A 21,091-nucleotide genomic window follows, 5' to 3' on the forward strand; every position below is an offset into this window, starting at 1 on the left:
GGCGCGAGTCTAAACGCCGCATCGCAAACCATGCAACGCGTTGCATGGTTAAGCAGGATCTTCTACATTAATGCAACTGGTTGCATAGGCGTACCGTGACACCTCCGCGGTCCGCACGCTTCTCCCTCCCCTCTGGCGGGCGGGCCATTCACGACGCGCCCATGCAACCAGCCCCACCCATAAAGAATGCGAGCGAGACGATGGCCACCTACACGAACCTGTTCCGCCCCCTGGACCTCGGCTTTACCACGCTGCCCAACCGCTTCCTGATGGGCTCGATGCACGTCGGCCTGGAAGAGACCGAGGGTGGCTTCGAGCGCATGGCTGCCTTCTATGGCGAGCGCGTGCGCGGCGGCGTAGCCCTGATCGTGACCGGCGGCATCGCCCCCAACGCCGAGGGCCGGCCATGGAGCGGCGGCGCCACACTGACCACGTCGGAAGAAGCCACCCGCCACCGCGTGGTGACCGATGCAGTCCATCGCGAGGGCGGCAAGATCGCCATGCAGATCCTGCACTTCGGCCGTTACGCCTACCACCCGGAGCTGGTCGCACCCAGCCCGATCCAGGCGCCGATCTCACCGTTCGTACCGCGCGAGCTTTCCGCCGCCGATGTCGAGCGCACGATCGAGGATTTCGTGCGCTGCGCGGAGCTCGCCCGCGAGGCCGGCTACGACGGGGTGGAGATCATGGGCTCCGAGGGTTATCTGATCAACGAGTTCATCGTCGCTCACACCAACAAGCGGAGCGACGAATGGGGCGGCCCCTACGAGAACCGCATTCGCTTCGCCACCGAGATCGTTCGTCGAACGCGCGCGCGCCTCGGGCGCGACTTCATCATCATCTACCGGCTTTCGATGCTGGACCTGATCGAGGACGGCTCGAACTTCGAGGAGGTCGTTCAGCTCGCACAGGCAATCGAGGCAGCCGGTGCCACGCTCATCAACAGCGGCATCGGCTGGCACGAGGCGCGCATCCCCACCATCGCAACCTGTGTGCCACGCGCTGGCTTCGCCTGGGTGACGCAGAAGCTGAAGGACCACGTCCGCATTCCGTTGATCGCCACTAACCGCATCAACACACCCGAGATTGCCGAAGGCATTCTTGCCGAGGGTAAGGCGGACATGGTGTCGATGGCCCGCCCCTTCCTCGCCGACCCCGATTTTGTGAACAAGGCGGCCGCCGGGCGCGGCGCCGACATCAACACCTGCATCGCCTGCAACCAGGCCTGCCTGGACCACACGTTCAACGGCAAGGTGACCTCCTGCCTGGTCAATCCGCGTGCCTGCCACGAGACCGAACTGGTGATCGAGCCCACCAGCTCGTCGCGCAGCATCGCGGTAGTCGGTGCCGGCCCGGCGGGCCTGGCCTTCGCCACCACCGCAGCCGAACGTGGCCACAAGGTCACCCTGTTCGAGGCCGGGGCTCGCATCGGCGGGCAGTTCAATATCGCGATGCAGATCCCCGGCAAGGAGGAGTTCTCGGAGACGCTACGCTACTTCGGCCGTCGCATCGAGCAGACCGGCGTCGTGCTCAAGCTCAACACCCGTGTCTCCGCCGCCGAGTTGGCCGGGAAGTTCGACGAAGTGGTGCTCGCCACCGGCATCGTTCCCCGCCAGCCCGACATCGAGGGCGTGGACCATCCCAAGGTACTCGGCTACCTCGACGTACTCAGGGACAAGAAGCCCGTCGGCCGCCGCGTGGCCATCCTCGGGGCAGGCGGCATCGGTTTCGACGTCGCCGAGTACCTCAGCCACGCAGGCGTGAGCCCGAGCCTGGAGGCATCGAAGTTCTTTGCCGAATGGGGCATCGATGCACGTTACGCGCGCCGCGGCGGGCTCATGACGCCCCAACTCGAAGCCGCCCCGCGTGAGATTGTGCTGCTGCAGCGCAAGACCAGCAAGGTCGGCGAGGGCCTGGGCAAGACCACCGGCTGGATCCACCGCACCGCGCTGAAGAACCGCGGCGTGAAGATGATCCCAGGCGTCACCTACCACCGCATCGACGACGCTGGCCTGCATGTGACGATCGGCGGCAAGGACGAGATCTTTCCGGTCGACAACGTGATCCTGTGCACCGGACAGGAACCCCAACGCGAACTTCAGGCAACCCTGCTCGAGGCCGGCATGCGGGTGCACCTGATCGGTGGCGCCGATGTCGCCGCCGAACTCGACGCCAAGCGCGCAATCAAGCAGGGGATGGAACTGGCCGCGACGATCGAGAACAGCTCGGCACTCACCCCTGCAGCGTCAACGCCTGGCCAACTTGGTGCTGCGGCCACCCGCAGCATCCCCCTGCCCCAGCTCGATACCCTGCGCATCGCCATCGAAGGCAAGGTGGCCGTGCTAACCCTGAACCGCCCCGACAAGGCGAACGCGATGAACCTGCAGATGTGGCACGACATCCGCACCGCGATGCAATGGGTCGACCGCACGACCGCGGTGCGTGTGGCAATGGTGCATGGTGCAGGCGACAACTTCTGCGCGGGAATCGACCTGCAAATGATGATGAGCATCCTGCCCAGCGTGAAGGATGCTTGCGAGGCCCGTACGCGCGAGAACCTGCGCAATCTCATCATCGACCTCCAGGACACACTGAGCAGTCTTGAGCGCTGCCGCAAACCGATACTCGCCGCCATCCACGGCGCCTGCATCGGTGGCGGGGTGGACCTGGTCGCCTGCGCCGACATGCGTTACTGCTCGGCAGACGCGAAGTTCTCGGTCAAGGAGATCGACCTCGGCATGGTCGCCGACGTCGGCAGCCTGCAGCGCCTGCCACGCCTGATAGGCGACGGCATGGTGCGCGAACTTGCCTACACCGGACGCAAGGTGGACGGCGCGGAGGCTGCGCGCATCGGCTTGGTCAATCGGGTCTTCGACAACCCTTCTGCCCTGCTGGAGGGGGTGCTGCAGATCGCCCACGCAATCGCCAGCAAGTCACCACTGGCGATCCGCGGCACCAAGGACATGCTCAACTACGCCCGCGACCATAGCGTCGCCGACGGTCTCGACCGTGTTGCAACCTGGAACGCCGCAATGCTGATGTCCGAAGACCTGCAGGCTGCGATCCGCGCCGGGATGACGCGTCAGGCACCGACGTTCAGGGACTGAGCGCGCCGAAGCCGAAGCCGAAGCCGAAGCCGAAGCCGAAGCCGAAGCCGAAAATGGCAGGGCCCGGGGGATACCCGGGCCCTGCAAGTTCTGGTGGGTGCTGACGGGGTCGAACCGCCGACATTCGCCTTGTAAGGGCGACGCTCTACCAACTGAGCTAAGCACCCGCGCTGTCGCCATCGAGCAGATGACGAAGCTGCAAAGCCTGCTAGTTTACAGCATCTTTGAGCCCTTTACCAGCGCGGAATTTAGGTACCTTGGCTGCCTTGATCTTGATGTTCTTGCCAGTGCGTGGGTTGCGTCCGGTTCTTGCTGCGCGGTCACCGACGTAAAACGAACCGAAACCGACCAAGGTCACGGTATCGCCTTGCTCGAGTGCCTCGGACACCGAGGCGAGCGTGGCATCGAGTGCGCGCGCCGCATCCGCCTTGGTCATCGACGCCTTATCCGCAATGCTTGTGATGAGTTCTTGTTTATTCACTTGGACCCTCCGAATGGATGCTGCGATCAGGTACTGCGATGGACTCGAACCGACAGCCCGTCGGGCAGCATGACGCACTGATGCACGGCAGGGCTTGCAAACCTGCGATCGTTATAGCGCGCGCAATTCCACGCTGTCAACGACGAAGCCGCAAGGCCCTCGCGGACATTGCGGCTTCGAAGACGCGGGCCTGAGCGGCCCGCGACCACCCCTCCAAGGGGCCTCAGTGCGCGCGCAGATTCGCTGCGGCCGATCCACCCGCTGCATGCTCGCCGGTCACGCCGGTCTGCGCCACCGGCTCATCGCCTTCCGGCAGCGGCTCGGGCTTGCGCTCGAGCGCAAGTTCGAGCACACGGTCGATCCACTTGACCGGAACGATCTCGATCGCGTTCTTGATGATGTCCGGAATCTCGGCGAGATCCTTCACGTTCTCCTCCGGAATCAGCGCGGTGCGGATACCCCCGCGGACGGCAGCCAGAAGTTTCTCTTTCAGGCCTCCGATCGCAAGGACCTCGCCACGCAGCGTGATCTCACCCGTCATGGCAACGTCGCAACGCACCGGAATCCCAGTCAGCACGGACACGAGCGCCGTCGAGATCGCAATACCTGCAGACGGACCGTCCTTCGGGATCGCCCCTTCCGGCAGGTGGATGTGAATGTCGCTCTTCTGGTAGAAATCGGGATCGATCCCGAGCGACCGAGCGCGCTTGCGCACCACAGACAACGCCGCCTGGATCGACTCCTGCATGACCTCACCCAGTTTGCCGGTGGTGACCACCTTGCCCTTGCCCGGCAGCTGGACGGCCTCGACAGTCAGCAGTTCGCCGCCAACCTCGGTCCAGGCCAGGCCGGTGACCTGGCCGATCTGGTTCTCTTTCTCCGCCATGCCGAAGCTGTACTTGCGCACGCCGAGGAACTTGTCGAGGTTCTTGGCATTGACCACGACCTTCGTGCTGCGGCTACGCAGCACCAACTGCTTGACCACCTTGCGGCACACCTTGGAAATCTCGCGCTCGAGACTACGCACACCCGCTTCGCGCGTGTAGTAACGCACGATATCGCGTACTGCTTCCTCGGTGACCGACAGCTCGTCACGCTTGAGCCCATTGTTCTTCATCTGCTTGGGCAGCAAATAACGCTGGGCGATGTTCACCTTCTCATCCTCGGTGTAACCCGAAAGACGAATGACCTCCATACGGTCGAGCAGCGCCGCAGGAATGTTCAAGGTGTTTGCCGTGGCAACGAACATCACGTCGGACAGGTCGAAATCGACCTCGACATAGTGATCCTGGAAAGTGTGGTTCTGCTCCGGGTCCAGCACTTCGAGCAGCGCGGAACTCGGATCGCCACGGAAATCCATGCCGAGCTTATCGACCTCGTCGAGCAGGAACAGCGGGTTCTTCACCCCGACCTTGCTCATGTTCTGCAGGATCTTGCCCGGCATCGAGCCGATGTAGGTACGGCGATGGCCGCGGATCTCGGCTTCGTCGCGCACGCCACCGAGCGCCATGCGAATGAATTTGCGGTTGGTGGCCTTGGCAATCGACTGCCCAAGCGAGGTCTTGCCCACTCCGGGCGGTCCGACCAGGCACAGGATGGGCGCCTTGACCTTGTCCACGCGCTGTTGCACGGCAAGGTACTCGAGGATGCGTTCCTTTACGCGCTCGAGGCCATAATGGTCCTTGTCGAGCACCGTTTCGGCCTCGGCCAGGTCCTTGCTGACGCGCGACTTCTTCTTCCAGGGCAGACCGACAAGCGTGTCGATGTAGTTCCGTACCACCGTGGCCTCGGCCGACATCGGCGACATCAGACGCAGCTTCTTGAACTCGGCCTCGGCCTTGGCGAGCGCCTCCTTGGGCATGCCCGCGGCCTTGATCTTCTTGTCCATTTCCTCGAAGTCGGCACCTTCCTCGCCTTCCCCGAGTTCCTTCTGGATCGCCTTGACCTGTTCGTTCAGGTAGTACTCGCGCTGGCTCTTCTCCATCTGGCGCTTGACGCGTCCACGGATGCGCTTCTCGACCTGCAGGATGTCGAGTTCGCCCTCCAACTGGGAAAGCAGGCGCTCGAGGCGCTCGGCGGTATCGAACATCTCCAGCACTTCCTGCTTCTGCTCGAGCTTGAGCGGCAGATGTGCGGCAATGGTGTCGGCAAGCCTGCCGGCTTCGTCGATGCCAGCCAGCGAGCTGAGGATCTCCGGCGGAATCTTCTTGTTGAGCTTAACGTACTGGTCGAACTGCGCGATGATCGCGCGCCGCATGGCCTCGAGCTCGTTGTTGCCGGCCTCGACCGGCACGACCGGACGCGCGGTGGCGACGAACACGGTGCGCAGGTCGCTAACCGAATCGATATGGGCACGCTGCACGCCTTCGACAAGCACCTTGATGGTGCCATCAGGCAGCTTGAGCATCTGCAGGATGTTGGCGATGCAGCCGATCGAATACAGGTCCTCGACCGCAGGCTCGTCCTTGGCGGCCGACTTTTGTGCGACGAGGAGGATGCTCTTGCCGTCCTCCATCGCGTTCTCGAGTGCCTTGATGCTCTTCGGACGACCGACGAAGAGCGGAATCACCATGTGCGGGAACACCACCACGTCGCGCAAGGGCAACAGCGGCAATTCAATCGCTTCTTTGGGGAGGTCAGCAGGACCCGGCATTTTTTATTTCCTTCATGAAAGGGTTCCGCTCATCTATGGGCGGGCCCCAGGAATTCAAGTGGCGGGCTGCAACAAAGGCCCCGCGCTCAAGGCGCGGGGCATCAAGCCTCAATTGGCTCCCGACACCTTCTGCTGATCAGCATAGATCAGGAGCGGCTTGCCACCTTCCTCGATGGTCGATTCGTCCACGACAACCTTCTCCACACCGTCCAGCGTCGGCAGGTCGTACATGATGTCGAGCAGGGCCGCCTCGAGGATGGAGCGCAGACCGCGCGCCCCCGTCTTGCGCTTGATGGCCTTGCGCGCCACTGCGTGCAGTGCTGCGGGGCGGATCTCGAGCTCCACGCCTTCCATCGAGAACAGCTTCTGGTACTGCTTGACCAGTGCGTTCTTCGGCTCGACGAGGATCTGGATCAGTGCCTCTTCATCCAGTTCCTGGAGTGTCGCCACCACCGGAAGGCGGCCGATCAGCTCGGGAATGAGACCGAACTTGATGAGATCTTCCGGCTCCACCTGACGGAAGGTGTCGGTAAGGCTCTTGGTGTCCTTGCTCTTCACCTCGGCACCGAAACCGATCCCGACCTTCTCGGTACGGTTGCGGATCACCTTCTCGAGCCCATCGAAGGCACCACCGCAGATGAACAACACGTTGGTGGTATCGACCTGGATGAAATCCTGGTTCGGGTGCTTGCGCCCGCCTTGCGGCGGAATCGAAGCCACCGTGCCCTCGACGAGCTTGAGCAGGGCCTGCTGCACGCCTTCGCCCGAAACGTCACGGGTGATCGAAGGGTTGTCGGCCTTGCGCGAGATCTTGTCGATCTCATCGATGTAGATGATGCCCTGCTGCGCCTTGTCCACGTCGTAGTCGCACTTCTGCAGCAGCTTCTGGATGATGTTCTCGACGTCCTCACCGACATAGCCAGCTTCGGTCAGGGTCGTGGCGTCGGCCATCACGAAGGGCACGTCGAGCAGGCGGGCAAGTGTCTGCGCGAGCAGCGTCTTGCCCGAACCCGTCGGCCCGATCAGCAGGATGTTGCTCTTGGCCAGCTCGACGTCGTCCTGCTTGGCCTCGACATGGCGCAGGCGCTTGTAATGGTTGTATACCGCCACCGCGAGGTTGCGCTTCGCCTGCCCCTGCCCGATCACGTACTGATCGAGGATCTGGCAGATCTCGCGCGGAGTCGGCAGCGAGCCCTTGACGCCCTCGGGGTCGGACTTGCCAACGATCTCGTCGCGGATGATGTCGTTGCAGAGCTCGATGCACTCGTCGCAGATGAAGACCGAGGGGCCTGCGATGAGTTTGCGGACCTCGTGCTGGCTCTTGCCGCAGAACGAGCAGTACAACAGCTTCTCGCTGCCTGCCTTCTTGTCCGACATTGGGAAAATCTCCTGAATCAGGTGTCGTCGCGGCTGGTGAGGATCTTGTCGACCAGACCGTACTCCACCGCGGCCGCGGCGGACATGAAGTTGTCGCGGTCGGTATCCTTCTCGATGCGCTCCATGCTCTGGCCGGTGTGCTTGGCCAGCATGCCGTTCAGGCGCTCGCGCAGGTAGAGGATCTCGCGCGCATGGATCTCGATGTCCGAGGCCTGGCCCTGGAAGCCGCCGAGCGGCTGGTGGATCATCACGCGCGAATTGGGCAGGCAGTAGCGCTTGCCCTTCTCGCCCGCCGCCAGCAGGAACGCACCCATGCTCGCCGCCTGACCGATGCACAATGTGCTGACGTTCGGCTTGATGAACTGCATCGTGTCGTAGATCGCCATGCCGGCGGTGACCGAACCGCCGGGCGAGTTGATATAGAAGTAGATGTCCTTGTCCGGATTCTCGGACTCGAGGAACAGCAACTGCGCAACGATCAGGTTGGCGGTGACGTCATTCACCGGGCCGACGAGGAACACCACCCGCTCCTTCAGAAGGCGCGAATAGATGTCGTAGGCGCGCTCGCCGCGACCACTCTGCTCGACCACCATCGGGACCAGGCCGAGACCGACCGGGTTCCAGTCGCTGCTGTGCTGGGGTGTTCCTTGCATCATTCGTCAGACCCTTTGCGACTTTAAGCCGCGTTGCCCATCAATTCGTCGAACGCCACTTCCTTGTCGGTGGCATCAGCCTTGCTGCTGACCCAGGCGACGACGTTGTCTTCGATGACCACCGCCTCGGCTTGAGCCAGACGCTCGGGTTGAGCGTAATACCAGCGCATGAGTTCCGCGGGATCCTCGTAGCTCTGCGCCATTTCCTCGACCAGCGCGCGCACCTGCTCGGGCTTGGCATGCAGTTCGTTGACCTTGACCAACTCGGCCATGATCAGGCCCAGCTTGACGCGGCGCTCGGCCTGCTCACCGAACCAGGACGGATCCACCGGGATGTCCTTGGTCTTGAGGCCGCGCATCTCGAGGTCGCGACGTGCGTTCTCAGCGAGTTGCTGCGCCTCGGCCTGCACCAGCGCCTTGGGCACTTCGATCGGCGTCACAGCGATCAGCGCTTCCATCACCTGCTCCTTGACGCGAGCCTGGATGCGGCGCTTGACCTCGCGCTCGAGATTGGCCTTGACCTCCTCGCGCAGCTTGGCAACCTCGCCATCGGCAACGCCAAGCGACTTGGCGAAGTCGGCATCGACCACCGGCAGCACGGCCTCTTCGACCGCCTTGACGGTCACTTCGAACTGAACCGCCTGGCCGGCCAGGTGCTGGGCATGGTAGTCGGCAGGGAAGCTCATGTCGAAGGTCTTGCTCTCGCCCGCCTTGAGACCGAGCACAGCGGTCTCGAAATCCTTGAGCATGGCGCCAGCACCGATTACGAACGGGAAGTCCTGGGCCTGACCACCCTCGAACACTTCGCCGTCCTTGCGACCGGTGAAGTCGATAAGAACGCGGTCACCGTCAGCGGCTGCACGATCGACCGCGCTGAAGGTGGTGCGCTGCTTGCGCAGCACATCGATCGTCTTGTCGACCTCGGCATCGCCGACGGCAAGCACCGGACGCTCGATCTTCTGGCCGGTCAGTTCGCCGATGGTGACTTCGGGGTACACCTCGAACACGGCGCTGAACTCGAGCGCGCCCTCGCCCTGCGCCTCCTTGGGCTCGATGCGCGGGTAGCCCGCCACACGCAGCCCTTGTTCGCGCACCTTGTCACCGAACGCCTTCTCGACCGCCGCACCGACGGCCTCACCGCGGGCCTGGCCGCCATGCGTCTGCGCCACGATCTTCATCGGCACCTTGCCCGGCCGGAACCCCGGCATCTTCACCGTGCGCGCCATGCGCTTGAGGCGTGCATCCACCTCCTTCTCGATGTCAGCCAGCGCGACGGTGATGTCGATACGGCGCTCCAGCGCGCTCGGGTTTTCCTGGTTCTGCTCCATTAAATCGATCCTGAGAAGTCAATAAGTGCCAATGAATGCGTCACGGCCGTCGCGCTTGCGCACCCGCAAAGTCTTGCGTTCGCAACGTCGCCAGCATGAACACGATGAACGAAGAGCGGAATTCTAGCACAGCCCCTGCGGCGCACCGGAGGCGTGATCGCGAGTGAGAAAAGCGACACACTTCCTGCGAAAAAAAGCCGCGCACAGACTGGAACTCACCCCCGCCGAACTGTTCTCATCTACTGACCCGGTCGGCATGTCCAATGCCCCGGCGAAGGCCGCGCAGACGGCCCCCTGCTGAACCATCCGAAATGGCGGCCGGACCTTGTATACGCGCCGCCCTGGCTCGCACAGGAGAGACGCCATGACCATCTTCAATGCCTACCAGGCGCGCTATGAGGCTGCACGCGAGGAAGAGATGTCCCTCCAGGACTACCTCGAACTCTGCCGCGCCGACCGCATGGCTTACGCGACCGCCGCCGAGCGCATGCTCACGGCCATCGGCGAACCCGAGCTTGTCGATACGCGGCTCGACCCCCGCCTGTCGCGCATATTTTCCAACAAGATCATCAAGCTCTACCCCGCCTTCCGCGATTTCTACGGCATGGAAGAGGTCATCGAGAACATCGTGTCCTACTTCCGCCACGCCGCCCAGGGCCTGGAGGAGAAGAAGCAGATCCTCTACCTGCTCGGCCCTGTTGGCGGCGGAAAATCCTCACTCGCCGAGAAGCTCAAGAGCCTGATCGAAAAGGTGCCCTTCTATGCCATCAAGGGCTCGCCGGTCAATGAGTCGCCACTCGGGCTGTTCAACGCCGCCGAGGACGCGCACATCCTCGAGGGCGACTTCGGCATCCCGCGCCGCTACCTCAATACCATCATGAGCCCGTGGGCCGTCAAGCGCCTGCACGAGTTCAACGGCGACATCACCCGCTTCCGCGTGGTCAAGCTCACCCCCTCGGTACTGCGCCAGACCGCCGTCGCCAAGACCGAGCCGGGCGACGAGAACAACCAGGACATCTCATCGCTTGTCGGCAAGATCGACATCCGCAAGCTCGAGCAGTACTCGCAGGACGACCCGGATGCCTACAGCTACTCGGGCGGCCTGTGCCTGGCCAACCGCGGACTGCTCGAGTTCGTGGAGATGTTCAAGGCGCCGATCAAGGTACTGCACCCACTGCTTACCGCCACCCAGGAAGGCAACTACAAGGGCACCGAAGGATTCGGCGCGATCCCGTTCGACGGCATCGTAATGGCCCACTCGAACGAATCCGAGTGGGTGGCATTCAAGAACAACAAGAACAACGAAGCCTTCCTCGACCGCATCTACACCGTCAAGGTGCCCTACAGCCTGCGGGTGTCGGACGAGATGCGCATCTACGAGAAGTTGCTGGCGCACAGTTCGTTGTCCGAAGCGCCGTGCGCGCCCGACACCCTGAAGATGATGGCCCAGTTCGCCGTGCTGTCGCGCCTCAAGGAACCCGAGAACTCGAGCATCTTCTCCAAGATGCGCGTCTATGATGGCGAGAACCTCAAGGACACCGACCCCAAGGCAAAGAGCTACCAGGAGTACCGCGACTATGCGGGCGTCGACGAGGGCATGACCGGGCTGTCCACCCGCTTTGCCTTCAAGGCGCTGTCGAAGATCTTCAACTTCGACCACCGCGAGGTCGCCGCCAATCCGGTGCACCTGATGTACGTGCTCGAACAGCAGATCGAGGCCGAGCAGTTTCCTGCCGAGACCGAGGCGCGCTATCTCGGCTACATCAAGGAATACCTCGCGCCGCGCTACGCCGAGTTCATCGGCAAGGAGATCCAGACAGCCTACCTCGAGAGCTACTCCGAATACGGCCAGAACATCTTCGATCGCTATGTGATCTACGCGGACTTCTGGATTCAGGATCAGGAGTTCCGCGACCCCAACACCGGCGAGATCCTCGACCGCGCCGCGCTCAACGAGGAGCTGGAGAAGATCGAGAAGCCGGCCGGCATCAGCAACCCGAAGGACTTCCGCAACGAGGTGGTGAACTTCGTGCTGCGCGCCCGCGCCAAGCACGACGGCCGCAACCCGAGCTGGACCTCCTACGAGAAGCTGCGCGCGGTGATCGAGAAGAAGATGTTCTCCAACACCGAGGACCTGCTGCCGGTCATCAGCTTCAACGCCAAGGCCAGCGCCGACGAGCAGAAGAAGCACCAGGACTTTGTCGACCGCATGATCGACAAGGGTTACACCGAGAAGCAGGTGCGCTTGCTGTGCGAATGGTACCTGCGCGTTCGCAAGTCATCCTGACGTTGCCGGCCGGGCGGAGCGGGGCTTGACGCCCCGCCCGCCTCTTGCGTGATACGGGGAGGAGACATGGTCCGCATCATCGATCGACGCTTCGACAGCAAGAACAAGAGCGCGGTCAACCGCCAGCGCTTCATGCGCCGTTTCAAGCAACAGATCCGCAAGGCGGTGAGCGGTGCCATCCAGGGGCGCTCGATCCGCGATCTCGACAACGGCGAAGAGGTCTCGATCCCCGCACGCGACCTGGCCGAGCCGTCCCTTCATCACGGCCGTGGCGGTGTCTGGGAGCAGATCTTCCCGGGCAATGACCAGTTCAGCAGCGGCGACCGCATCAACAGGCCGCTCGGTGGGGGCGGAGACGGCTCGGGCAAGGGCAAGGCCAGCAACGAGGGCGAACATGAGGACGACTTCGTGTTCCAGCTCTCGCGCGAGGAGTTCCTCGAACTCTTCTTCGAGGACCTCGAGTTGCCACGCCTGATCCGCACGCAGCTTGCCAAGGTCACCGACTACAAGACACAGCGCGCCGGCTTCAAGTCCGACGGCGTGCCTGCCAACATCAACATCATCCGCTCGATGCGCGGCGCGCTTGGCCGCAGGCTTGCGCTCGGCTCGCCCTACGCCGCACGCATTCGCCAGCTTCAGGAGGCCCTAGACGATGCACTGGCCCGCCAGGAGGCAGATGAGGACAGCGACGAAGACACGCTGCGCGCCCTGCGCGAGGAACTCGCCGCGCTACGCGCCAAGGTCGAACGCATCCCCTTCATCGACAGCTTCGACCTGCGCTACAACAACCGCATCAAGGTGCCACGCCCCACCACCCAGGCGGTGATGTTCTGCGTGATGGACGTGTCGGGCTCCATGGACGAGGAGCGCAAGTCCATAGGCAAGCGCTTCTTCATGCTGCTCTACCTGTTCCTTACCCGGACCTACGAGCACATCGAAGTCGTCTTCATCCGCCACCACACCGTCGCCAAGGAAGTCGACGAGGACGAATTCTTCCACTCCCGCGAGTCCGGCGGCACGGTGGTATCGAGTGCACTGGTGATGATGCGCGACATCGTGCGCGAGCGGTATGCCAACGGGCAGTGGAACATCTACGGTGCGCAAGCCTCGGACGGCGACAACTGGGACAACGACTCTCCAGTGTGCGGCCGGCTGCTGGCAAATGAGATCCTGCCCTGGTGCCAGTACTTTGCCTACGTCGAAATCACCGCTGGCGAGCCGCAGAACCTGTGGCGCGAGTATGCCCGCCTCGGTGCCGAGCACGACAACTTCGCCATGCAGCGCATCGAGTCGCCGGCTGACATCTACCCGGTGTTTCGCGAACTGTTCAAGAAGACGATCGCATGACCACCATGACCTCCAGAGCGAAAGCGCCCGCACGCAAGCCCCCCCTGCCCTCAGGCTCCGAATGGACCGCGGAAGCAATCGAGCGCTACAACGCGGAGATCGCGCGCGTGGCGGCCGCCTACCGGCTCGATCTGTACCCGGTGCAGATCGAGATCATAACCGCCGAACAGATGATGGATGCCTACGCCTCGGTGGGCATGCCGGTCAACTACCACCACTGGTCCTTCGGCAAGCACTTCCTCTCCACCGAGAAGGGCTACAAGCGCGGCCAGATGGGTCTGGCCTACGAAATCGTCATCAACTCCAACCCCTGCATCGCCTACCTGATGGAGGAGAACACGCTGACGATGCAGGGCCTGGTGATCGCCCACGCGGCCTACGGCCACAACAGTTTCTTCAAGGGCAACTACCTGTTCCGCACATGGACCAACGCCGACGCGATCATCGACTACCTGGTGTTTGCACGGAACTACATCAGCGAATGCGAGCAGCGCCATGGCGAAGAGGAAGTGGAACTGCTGCTGGACTCCTGCCATGCGTTGATGAACCTCGGCGTGGACCGATACAAGCGCCCGCCCAAGCTGTCGCTGGCCAAGGAGAAGCTGCGCCAGCAGGAGCGCGAGGAATACCTCCAGGGACAGGTCAATGACCTCTGGCGCACGCTGCCTGCCCATGACACCCGCAGCGGCCCGCGCGAAGCCCCCCGCTTCCCGCCCGAGCCGGAGGAGAACCTGCTCTACTTCATCGAGAAGAACGCACCGCTGCTCGAACCCTGGCAGCGCGAGGTCGTACGCATCGTGCGCAAGATCGCGCAGTACTTCTTCCCGCAGCGCCAGACCCAGGTCATGAACGAGGGCTGGGCCACATTCTGGCATTACACCCTGCTCAACCACCTCTACGACGAAGGCCTGCTGGCCGACAGCTTCATGCTGGAGTTCCTGCAGTCGCACACCAACGTCGTGTACCAGCCGCCCTACAACAGTCGCTGGTTCAACGGCATCAACCCGTATGCGCTCGGCTTTGCGATGTGGCAGGACATCCGCCGCATGTGCGAGCACCCCGACGACGAGGACAGGCGCTGGTTCCCCGAAATCGCGGGCAGCGACTGGCTGGACACCTTCGACTTTGCGATGCGCAACTTCAAGGACGAGAGCTTCATCGCCCAGTACCTGTCGCCGAAGGTGATGCGCGATTTCCGCATGTTCGCGGTACTCGACGACGACCGCCAGGACAAGCTGGAAGTCTCGGCCATCCATGACGACAGCGGCTTCCGCCGTGTGCGCGAGATCCTCTCCGACCAGTACAACCTTGGCGCACGCGAGCCCAACGTCCAGGCCTGGAACGTCGATCTGCGCGGCGACCGTTCGCTCACCCTGCGCCATCAGCCTCACCGCCGCCGGCCGCTGGGAGGCAGCACCGACGAGGTCATGCGCCACCTGGCTCGGCTCTGGGGCTTCACCGTGCGCCTGGAATCCGTGGACGAGGACGGCAACATCGAACTCAAGCATGAAATCCGCGCCGAGCGGCGCCGCAACGGCAACTGAGCGCGGCTGCATGCGGCCGCGAACGGCGTAGAATCCGGGCAACTTTCCGGGAGTCTTCGCATGTTCAGCCCCTTGCGCCCCATTTACCCGGTCGCCGGCATCCGCGCGATCGAGAACAAGCTCATTCCGAGCGCACGCCCACCCCTGATGGAACGCGCCGGACGCGCCGCTGCAGAGGATGCGGTGCGCCTGATCATGGACCGACCGGGCCCGATCCTGATCGCCTGCGGCCCCGGCAACAACGGCGGTGACGGCTTCGTCATGGCACGCCAGCTCGCGCAGGCGGGACGAGAGGTCATCGTCGCCTTCGCCGGTCCCGCCGACAAACTCCCGGCCGAGGCCGCCAAAGCGCATGCCGACTACCTCGCAGCAGGTGGCACGGTTGTCTCCGACCTCCCCGCTGCGCCCGCCAATGGCTGGGCCCTGGTGGTCGATGCCTTGTTCGGCATCGGTCTCGGCCGCCCGATCGAAGGCCGTTACTCGAGCTGGATCAACACGCTCAACGCCCAACCCGGCCCGCGCATGGCACTCGACGTGCCGAGCGGACTTGACGCCGACACCGGCCAGCCCATGGGCACCACTTTCTGCGCCACGCACACCACCACCTTCATCGCCCTCAAGCCCGGCCTGCTCACACTCGACGGCCCCGACTACTGCGGCGAGATCAGCGTGCAGCGCATCGACATCGACGCCCCGGCCTGGCTCCAACCACACGGCCACGCGATCGCCCCCTCGTTGTTCCGCCACATGCTGAGGCCGCGGCCGCGCAACTCGCACAAGGGCCTCTACGGCGATGCCGCCATCGTCGGCGGCAACACCGGCATGGTGGGTGCCGCACTGCTCGCCGGCCGTGCCGCGCTCTGGCTGGGAACCGGCCGGGTCTATGTGGGCCTGGCGGATCCGGATGGCCCTGCCGTCGACCTCGTACATCCCGAGCTGATGCTGCGCCAGGCCACAGAGGTGCCCGAGCGCCTGAGCGCCATGGCAGTGGGCCCCGGGCTTGGCACCGACACCACCTCCACCGCCCTGCTGGCAGCGGCGCTGCGGCGCGACATACCACTCGTACTCGACGCCGATGCGCTCAACCTCGTCGGCGCAGACCCCGCGCTGGCGAAGGCGCTCGACACGCGCGCCGCGCCCACCGTGCTCACCCCGCACCCGGCCGAGGCTGCGCGCATGCTCGGCTGCGACACGGCCAGCGTGCAGGCAAACCGCCTCAGCGCCGCCATCGAGCTCGCCCGCCGCCACCAGGCGCTGGTCGTGCTCAAGGGCTGCGGCAGCATCATCGCCACCGCAGACGGGCGCTGGTTCATCAACGGCAGCGGTCACTCGGGGATGGCCAGCGCCGGCATGGGCGACGTCCTTACCGGACTGACTGTCGGCCTGCTTGCCCAGGGTTGGCCCACCGAAGCAGGCCTGATGGCCGCGGTGCATCTGCACGGTGCCGCCGCCGACCGCCTCGCGCGCGAAGGCATCGGTCCGGTTGGGCTTACCGCGAGCGAGACCATCGACGCCGCACGCGGCGTCTTCAACGGTTGGCTGATCGAGGCACAGCGCGACCCGCGCCAGGCGGCCGTGCGCCCGCTGCGCTGACTTGGCAAGGCATCGGCAGCCCGTCTGCCGGTGCTAGAATTTTCACCCGTTTCCAGTCTTGGTCGATCACATGCTTTCTGAACAACTCCGCGTCGAAATCCAGCGCAACGTTGCCGCCTCGCTCGCCGAGGACATCGGCACTGGCGACCTCACCGCGCGCCTGATCGCCCCCGACACCGAGGCCCGCGGGCGAGTGATCACCCGCGAGCATGCCATCGTCTGCGGTACGGCATGGTTCGATGCCGCCTTCGCCGCACTCAGCCCGGCGGCCGTGGTGCACTGGCATGTGCGCGATGGTGACCGCGTCGAGCCCGGCCAGACGCTGTGCGAGATCATCGCGCGAGCACGCGTCCTTCTCACCGCGGAGCGCACCGCACTCAACTTCCTGCAGCTGCTGTCGGGCACGGCAACGGTGACACGCCGCTTCGTCGATGCCATCGAGGGCACGCAGGCGAAGATCGTCGATACGCGCAAGACGCTACCCGGGCTGCGGCTCGCGCAGAAATACGCGGTCGCAATCGGTGGCGGCACCAATCACCGCGTCGGCCTCTACGACGGCATCCTGATCAAGGAAAACCACATCATTGCGGCCGGTGGCATCCGCGAGGTGGTCGAGCAAGCACGCAGCATCGCACCCTCGAACGTCTTCATCGAGGTCGAGGTCGAGACCCTTGAGCAGTTGGAGGAAGCCCTCGGCGCTGGGGTGAACATGATCCTGCTCGACAACATGAGCCTCGACGACATGCGCACTGCCGTGGCGATCAACGCCGGCCGTGCCGAACTCGAAGCTTCCGGCGGTGTCAGCCTGGAGCGCGTGCGCGCGATCGCGGAGACGGGCGTCGACCGCATCTCGATCGGGGCGCTGACCAAGGACGTGCGCGCACTCGACCTGTCGCTGCGCCACATCGAGGACTGAACACCAGGTTGAGACCGGACGACGAGGCGCCCATGCCTGCCCCTGCAACCGACGCTCTGCACTGGCCGTCCGTTCCAGCCTGCTACGGATGGCTTGCGCTCGACGCCCGCGGGCAATGGCGCTTGCGCGACGAGCGCATCACCCACCCCGGACTCAACGCATTCCTCAACGCCAACTACACCTGCGACGCAACGGGCAACTGGCTTGTAAACAACGGCCCACAGCGCGTCTACGTCCGTCTCGAGCGCGCACCGCTGGTGCTGCGCCTGGAACGAGACGGCAGCATGATCGACCACACCGGGCGCCGAGTGCAGGCGCAGCCCCCTGTCTGCATCGACGAGGAAGGCCACATCGTCCTCGCCACCGATGCCGGCCCCGGTACCGTTGACGATCGCGACCTCGCCGCCTTCATCACCGAGATGCTCGATACAGACAGCAGGCTTCCCAGCGAGGACGCGCTGCTTGCCTGCATCGGTGGCGACACCCGCATCGCGCTGACCTGGCGCGGTCTGCCTGTCGAGCCCTGCAGCTGCACGGAGCTGCCCGCCCGCTTCGGCTTTCGACTCGATCCGCAGCCCGGCAGCGACGAACGATCGGTCTGATCGGCCTGTTGACGTAGCCCGGGCATCAAGGCTATAGTCCGCGCCCTCGTACAGCAGCGCTTGCAGCATCCCTCGAACAAGACCCGCTGCTGATCACGAATGCCTTGGTGGTGAAATTGGTAGACACGCTATCTTGAGGGGGTAGTGGCGAAAGCCGTGCGAGTTCGAGTCTCGCCCAAGGCACCATCTCCCGGCCGTTCGGCCGCGAGTCTCTCAGCCAGAAAGTCGATCAGCATCCTTACGCGGTGCGGGACGTGGCGGTTGCTTGGCAATACCGCGAATACCCCCAGCTCGGGCGGCGCGTAGTCTTCCAGCACGCATTCGACGGCACCGGCCGAAAGTGCCTCATCGGCGATGAAATCCGGCTGTACCGAGATGCCCAGCCCTCTTACCGTCGCCGCCATCACCGCGTCGCCGTTGTTGGCATTGATGCGGCAGCGCGGCGTGTGCGTCTCGGCACGACCATCGACGGTAAAGCGCCACAGCTGGCTGCCGAGCCGCGTCATGTAGCCCAGGCACTCGTGATGGGCGAGCTCGCCCGGATGCCTTGGCCTGCCGTGACGCGCCAGGTAATCCGGTGCGGCGACCACGTAGAGGCGGCAGCTGGCAAGTCTGCGCACGATATCGCCCGGCTCGAGCTGCGCAGTGATGCGCACGGCAAGATCGAACCCTTCCTCGATCAGGTTCACCCGACGGTCGGCGTACTCCATGTCCAGCCCCACCTCGGGAAACTGCTGTGAGAAATCGAGCAGCAGCGGCGCAAGCCGGCGCAGGCCATAGCTCAGCGGCAGGCTCAGACGGATGCGCCCGCGCGGCGTCGCAAGCTCCTGCGCAACGCCAGCCTCGGCAACTTCGACCATGTTCAGGATGACACGGCAGCGCTCAAGAAAGGCCGTACCCGCAGTCGTCAGCGTCAGGCGGCGGGTGCTGCGTTCCATGAGCTTGGCACCAAGATGCGACTCCAGGGCCGCCACCTTGCGTGTCACCACTGAACGCGCCACGCCGAGTTGCTGGGCTACGGTCGAAAAACTGCCGGTCTCGGCCACACGCACGAAGAGCTGCATCGCTTCCAGCCGATCCATTGTTGTCATTCCTGCAACAGAAATAACTTGATTGTGCGGTATATGTGACGGAGCCGGAAGCCTATAGTGCATTCAACGCACACGTGAGAATCGTTTCCAACATGCAAGCACGACAGACCAGCCCTCGGCAGCCCGCCCTCTTCGTCCCCCACGGCTCGCCCCTGTTCGCGCTTGCGCCGGGCGCGGCCGGCGCGGCGATGGCCGGTCTTGCAAACCTCATGGTTCAACCCCGCGCGGTGGTCATCGTGAGTGCGCACTGGGACACCACCATCCCGACCGTCGGCTTTGCCGAGCGACCTGAAACCATCCACGACTATTACGGTTTCCCACCCGAACTCTATCGCCTGAACTACCCCGCCACGGGTTGCAGCGAGGTCGCCGAGGAGCTTGTACAAGCGATCGGCGCCGCCGGCCTGCCGGTCGCACGATCGGCGACCCGCGGCCTCGACCATGGTGCCTGGATACCGCTACGCATCATGTTCCCGGACGCGGACATCGCCGTCGTACCGCTCTCGATTCAAAGCCGTGGCGGACCAAAGGCCGCCTGGCAGCTTGGGCGCAGCCTTGCGCCGCTGACGGCCCGCGGCATCCTCGTCGTCGGCTCGGGCAACCTCACCCACAACCTCGCCGATTTCCGCTTCGGTGCCAGCAGCGGCGCGACCGACGTGCCCGCCTACGTGCGCCGCTTTGCCGACTGGTTCGGCGACCGCCTGGCCGCGGGTGATACCGCGGCCTTACTGGACTACCGCCGGCAGGCACCCGAAGCCATGCGCGCCCACCCGAGCGAAGAGCACCTGCTGCCCCTGTTCGTCGCCCTCGGTGCCGCAGGCGATGAACCCCACGCAAGTCGGCTGCACGCCGGCATCGACGATCACGCGCTGGCGATGGACATCTTCGCCTTCGAGCCAGGAGCCCCCGCATGACCCCGAAGCCCCCCGCCCCCCAGGACCGCTCACCCCGACGTGCCGATACCTCCTACACGAGCACGGCCAAAGTGATGCATTGGTTGATGGCCGTACTGATCCCGGCAACGATGGCCCTTGGCATGTACGTGGAAGGCCTGCCCTTTTCGCCCGAAAAACTCAAGTTGATCGCGTGGCACAAGTGGGCCGGCGTCAGCCTTTTCCTGCTCGTGGCACTGCGACTGACGTGGCGCCTGTTCCATCCACCGCCGCCGCTTCCCGCAAGCATGGCGCCCGCATTGCGCATGGCGGCGCATGCCGGGCACGCCCTGCTGTACGTGCTGATGTTTGCCATCCCGCTCAGCGGCTGGCTGATGAGCTCTGCCAAGGGCGTACCGACGGTGTGGTTCGGCGTGGTGCCGATTCCTGACCTTCTGGGCAAGGACGAAGCCCTCGGCAAGCTGCTGCAGGCCACCCACATGTACCTCAACTGGCTGCTCGCCGCGACACTCGTCGGCCATATCGCAGCCGCACTCAAGCATCACTTCCTCGACCGGGACGACATCCTGACCCGCATGCTGCCCACCATCAACCGCAAGGACAGAACATGAGAACCCTGCTTGCCGCCGCAGCGCTTGCCGCCGCTATGCCCCTCGCCGCTCACGCAGCCGACTACACACAGCTGCAGACCGCGCGCAGCAAGGTCGGCTTCAGCTTCACCCAGATGGGCGTAACCCTGGACGGTCACTTCGAACGCTTCGACGGCGAACTGCGCTTCGATCCCGCCGCCCCGGAGTCCGCGCGCGCCGTCGTCGAAGTCGAACTGGCAAGCATCCGCACCGGCATGCCGGATGCCGATACCGAGGTCGCCGGCCGCAGTTGGTTCAACATTGGCGAGTTCCCCAGGGCGCGCTTCGAATCGAGCAGCGTCAAGGCCCTGGGCGGCGAGCGCTTCGAGGTCAGCGGCGCACTCACCATCAAGGGCCGCAGCCTGCCCGTCGTCGTACCGGCCAGCTTCGCGGTGCGCGACGGCGTCGGCGTGTTCGAGGGCGAGTTCGTCATCCGTCGCGGCGACTTCGCGGTTGGCGAGGGCGCCTGGGCGCACTTCGACGTGGTCGCCAATGAAGTGCGCGTGCGTTACCAGATCAGCGCGACGCAGTAATCCCGGCGGCGCCTAAAGGCCTCGGCGCAATCGTCCCATCCACCACCAAAGCACGAT

General features: G+C 64.3%; 15 protein-coding genes, 2 tRNA genes and 1 pseudogene. 11 read left to right on the forward strand and 7 right to left on the reverse strand.

Annotated elements, in window-relative coordinates:
• Positions 1–200: 200 nt before the first annotated feature.
• Positions 201–3,107 carry a crotonase/enoyl-CoA hydratase family protein gene (locus LQF09_RS11440; RefSeq protein ID WP_270068006.1) on the forward strand — a complete coding sequence of 969 codons (2,907 nt, stop codon included), beginning with the start codon at positions 201–203 and terminating at the stop codon, positions 3,105–3,107.
• 91 nt (positions 3,108–3,198) lie between these two features.
• On the opposite strand, the gene LQF09_RS11445 is transcribed toward LQF09_RS11440, so the two are convergent.
• From LQF09_RS11445 to tig, 6 genes are all read right to left on the reverse strand, one after another.
• Positions 3,199–3,274 (reverse strand) — tRNA-Val (locus LQF09_RS11445).
• A gap of 41 nt (positions 3,275–3,315) precedes the next feature.
• The gene (locus LQF09_RS11450) at positions 3,316–3,588 is read right to left on the reverse strand and encodes an HU family DNA-binding protein (RefSeq protein WP_002927069.1); all 273 of its coding nucleotides are present in this window, start codon (positions 3,586–3,588) and stop codon (positions 3,316–3,318) included.
• Positions 3,589–3,811: 223 nt separating this feature from the next.
• Positions 3,812–6,241, reverse strand: a complete 2,430-nt coding sequence (gene lon / locus LQF09_RS11455; protein ID WP_002927077.1) for an endopeptidase La — start codon at positions 6,239–6,241, stop codon at positions 3,812–3,814.
• A gap of 108 nt (positions 6,242–6,349) precedes the next feature.
• Positions 6,350–7,618: an ATP-dependent Clp protease ATP-binding subunit ClpX gene (clpX, locus tag LQF09_RS11460; RefSeq protein WP_002927079.1), complete on the reverse strand. Its 1,269-nt coding sequence runs from the start codon at positions 7,616–7,618 to the stop codon at positions 6,350–6,352.
• Between the two features lie 17 nt (positions 7,619–7,635).
• Positions 7,636–8,274 (reverse strand): ATP-dependent Clp endopeptidase proteolytic subunit ClpP, encoded by a 639-nt coding sequence (gene clpP / locus LQF09_RS11465; RefSeq protein ID WP_002927081.1) that lies wholly within the window; start codon positions 8,272–8,274, stop codon positions 7,636–7,638.
• Positions 8,275–8,294: 20 nt separating this feature from the next.
• Positions 8,295–9,599 (reverse strand): trigger factor, encoded by a 1,305-nt coding sequence (gene tig, locus LQF09_RS11470; RefSeq protein WP_002927083.1) that lies wholly within the window; start codon positions 9,597–9,599, stop codon positions 8,295–8,297.
• Between the two features lie 364 nt (positions 9,600–9,963).
• Between tig and LQF09_RS11475 the strand changes: the two genes are divergently transcribed.
• The 7 genes from LQF09_RS11475 (at position 9,964) to LQF09_RS11505 (ending at position 18,074) form a co-directional block, all read left to right on the forward strand.
• A complete protein-coding gene (locus LQF09_RS11475; protein WP_270068007.1) occupies positions 9,964–11,886 on the forward strand; it encodes a PrkA family serine protein kinase in 1,923 nt (640 codons plus the stop codon).
• 66 nt (positions 11,887–11,952) lie between these two features.
• Entirely contained in the window at positions 11,953–13,233 is a 1,281-nt protein-coding gene (locus LQF09_RS11480) for a YeaH/YhbH family protein (RefSeq protein ID WP_002927087.1), read from the forward strand.
• Positions 13,230–14,777 (forward strand): SpoVR family protein, encoded by a 1,548-nt coding sequence (locus LQF09_RS11485; protein WP_002927089.1) that lies wholly within the window; start codon positions 13,230–13,232, stop codon positions 14,775–14,777. Before LQF09_RS11480 ends, LQF09_RS11485 begins: the two co-directional genes overlap by 4 nt.
• Before the next feature lie 60 nt (positions 14,778–14,837).
• On the forward strand, positions 14,838–16,370 hold the full coding sequence (locus tag LQF09_RS11490) for an NAD(P)H-hydrate dehydratase (protein WP_270068008.1): 1,533 nt from the start codon (positions 14,838–14,840) through the stop codon (positions 16,368–16,370).
• Between the two features lie 70 nt (positions 16,371–16,440).
• Complete coding sequence (nadC, locus tag LQF09_RS11495) at positions 16,441–17,286, forward strand: carboxylating nicotinate-nucleotide diphosphorylase (RefSeq protein WP_002927095.1); 846 nt, start codon at positions 16,441–16,443, stop codon at positions 17,284–17,286.
• A gap of 32 nt (positions 17,287–17,318) precedes the next feature.
• A complete protein-coding gene (locus LQF09_RS11500; RefSeq protein ID WP_270068009.1) occupies positions 17,319–17,888 on the forward strand; it encodes a DUF2946 family protein in 570 nt (189 codons plus the stop codon).
• Between the two features lie 101 nt (positions 17,889–17,989).
• A tRNA-Leu gene (locus tag LQF09_RS11505) sits at positions 17,990–18,074 on the forward strand.
• 80 nt (positions 18,075–18,154) lie between these two features.
• On the opposite strand, the pseudogene LQF09_RS11510 reads toward LQF09_RS11505, so the two are convergent.
• Positions 18,155–19,042, reverse strand: a pseudogene (locus LQF09_RS11510) (LysR family transcriptional regulator); the annotation flags it as partial.
• A 29-nt stretch (positions 19,043–19,071) separates the two neighbouring features.
• On the opposite strand from LQF09_RS11510, the gene LQF09_RS11515 reads away from it, so the two are divergent.
• The 3 genes from LQF09_RS11515 to LQF09_RS11525 are packed head-to-tail and all read left to right on the forward strand — an operon-like array spanning position 19,072 to position 21,034.
• On the forward strand, positions 19,072–19,893 hold the full coding sequence (locus LQF09_RS11515; protein ID WP_270068010.1) for a DODA-type extradiol aromatic ring-opening family dioxygenase: 822 nt from the start codon (positions 19,072–19,074) through the stop codon (positions 19,891–19,893).
• Positions 19,890–20,483: a cytochrome b gene (locus tag LQF09_RS11520; protein WP_270068011.1), complete on the forward strand. Its 594-nt coding sequence runs from the start codon at positions 19,890–19,892 to the stop codon at positions 20,481–20,483. Before LQF09_RS11515 ends, LQF09_RS11520 begins: the two co-directional genes overlap by 4 nt.
• On the forward strand, positions 20,480–21,034 hold the full coding sequence (locus LQF09_RS11525; protein ID WP_270068012.1) for a YceI family protein: 555 nt from the start codon (positions 20,480–20,482) through the stop codon (positions 21,032–21,034). The genes LQF09_RS11520 and LQF09_RS11525 overlap by 4 nt, the downstream gene beginning before the upstream one ends.
• Positions 21,035–21,091 lie beyond the last annotated feature (57 nt).

Origin of the sequence: Thauera sp. WB-2 (assembly GCF_027594845.1) — a bacterium.
GTDB classification, from domain to species: domain Bacteria; phylum Pseudomonadota; class Gammaproteobacteria; order Burkholderiales; family Rhodocyclaceae; genus Thauera; species Thauera mechernichensis.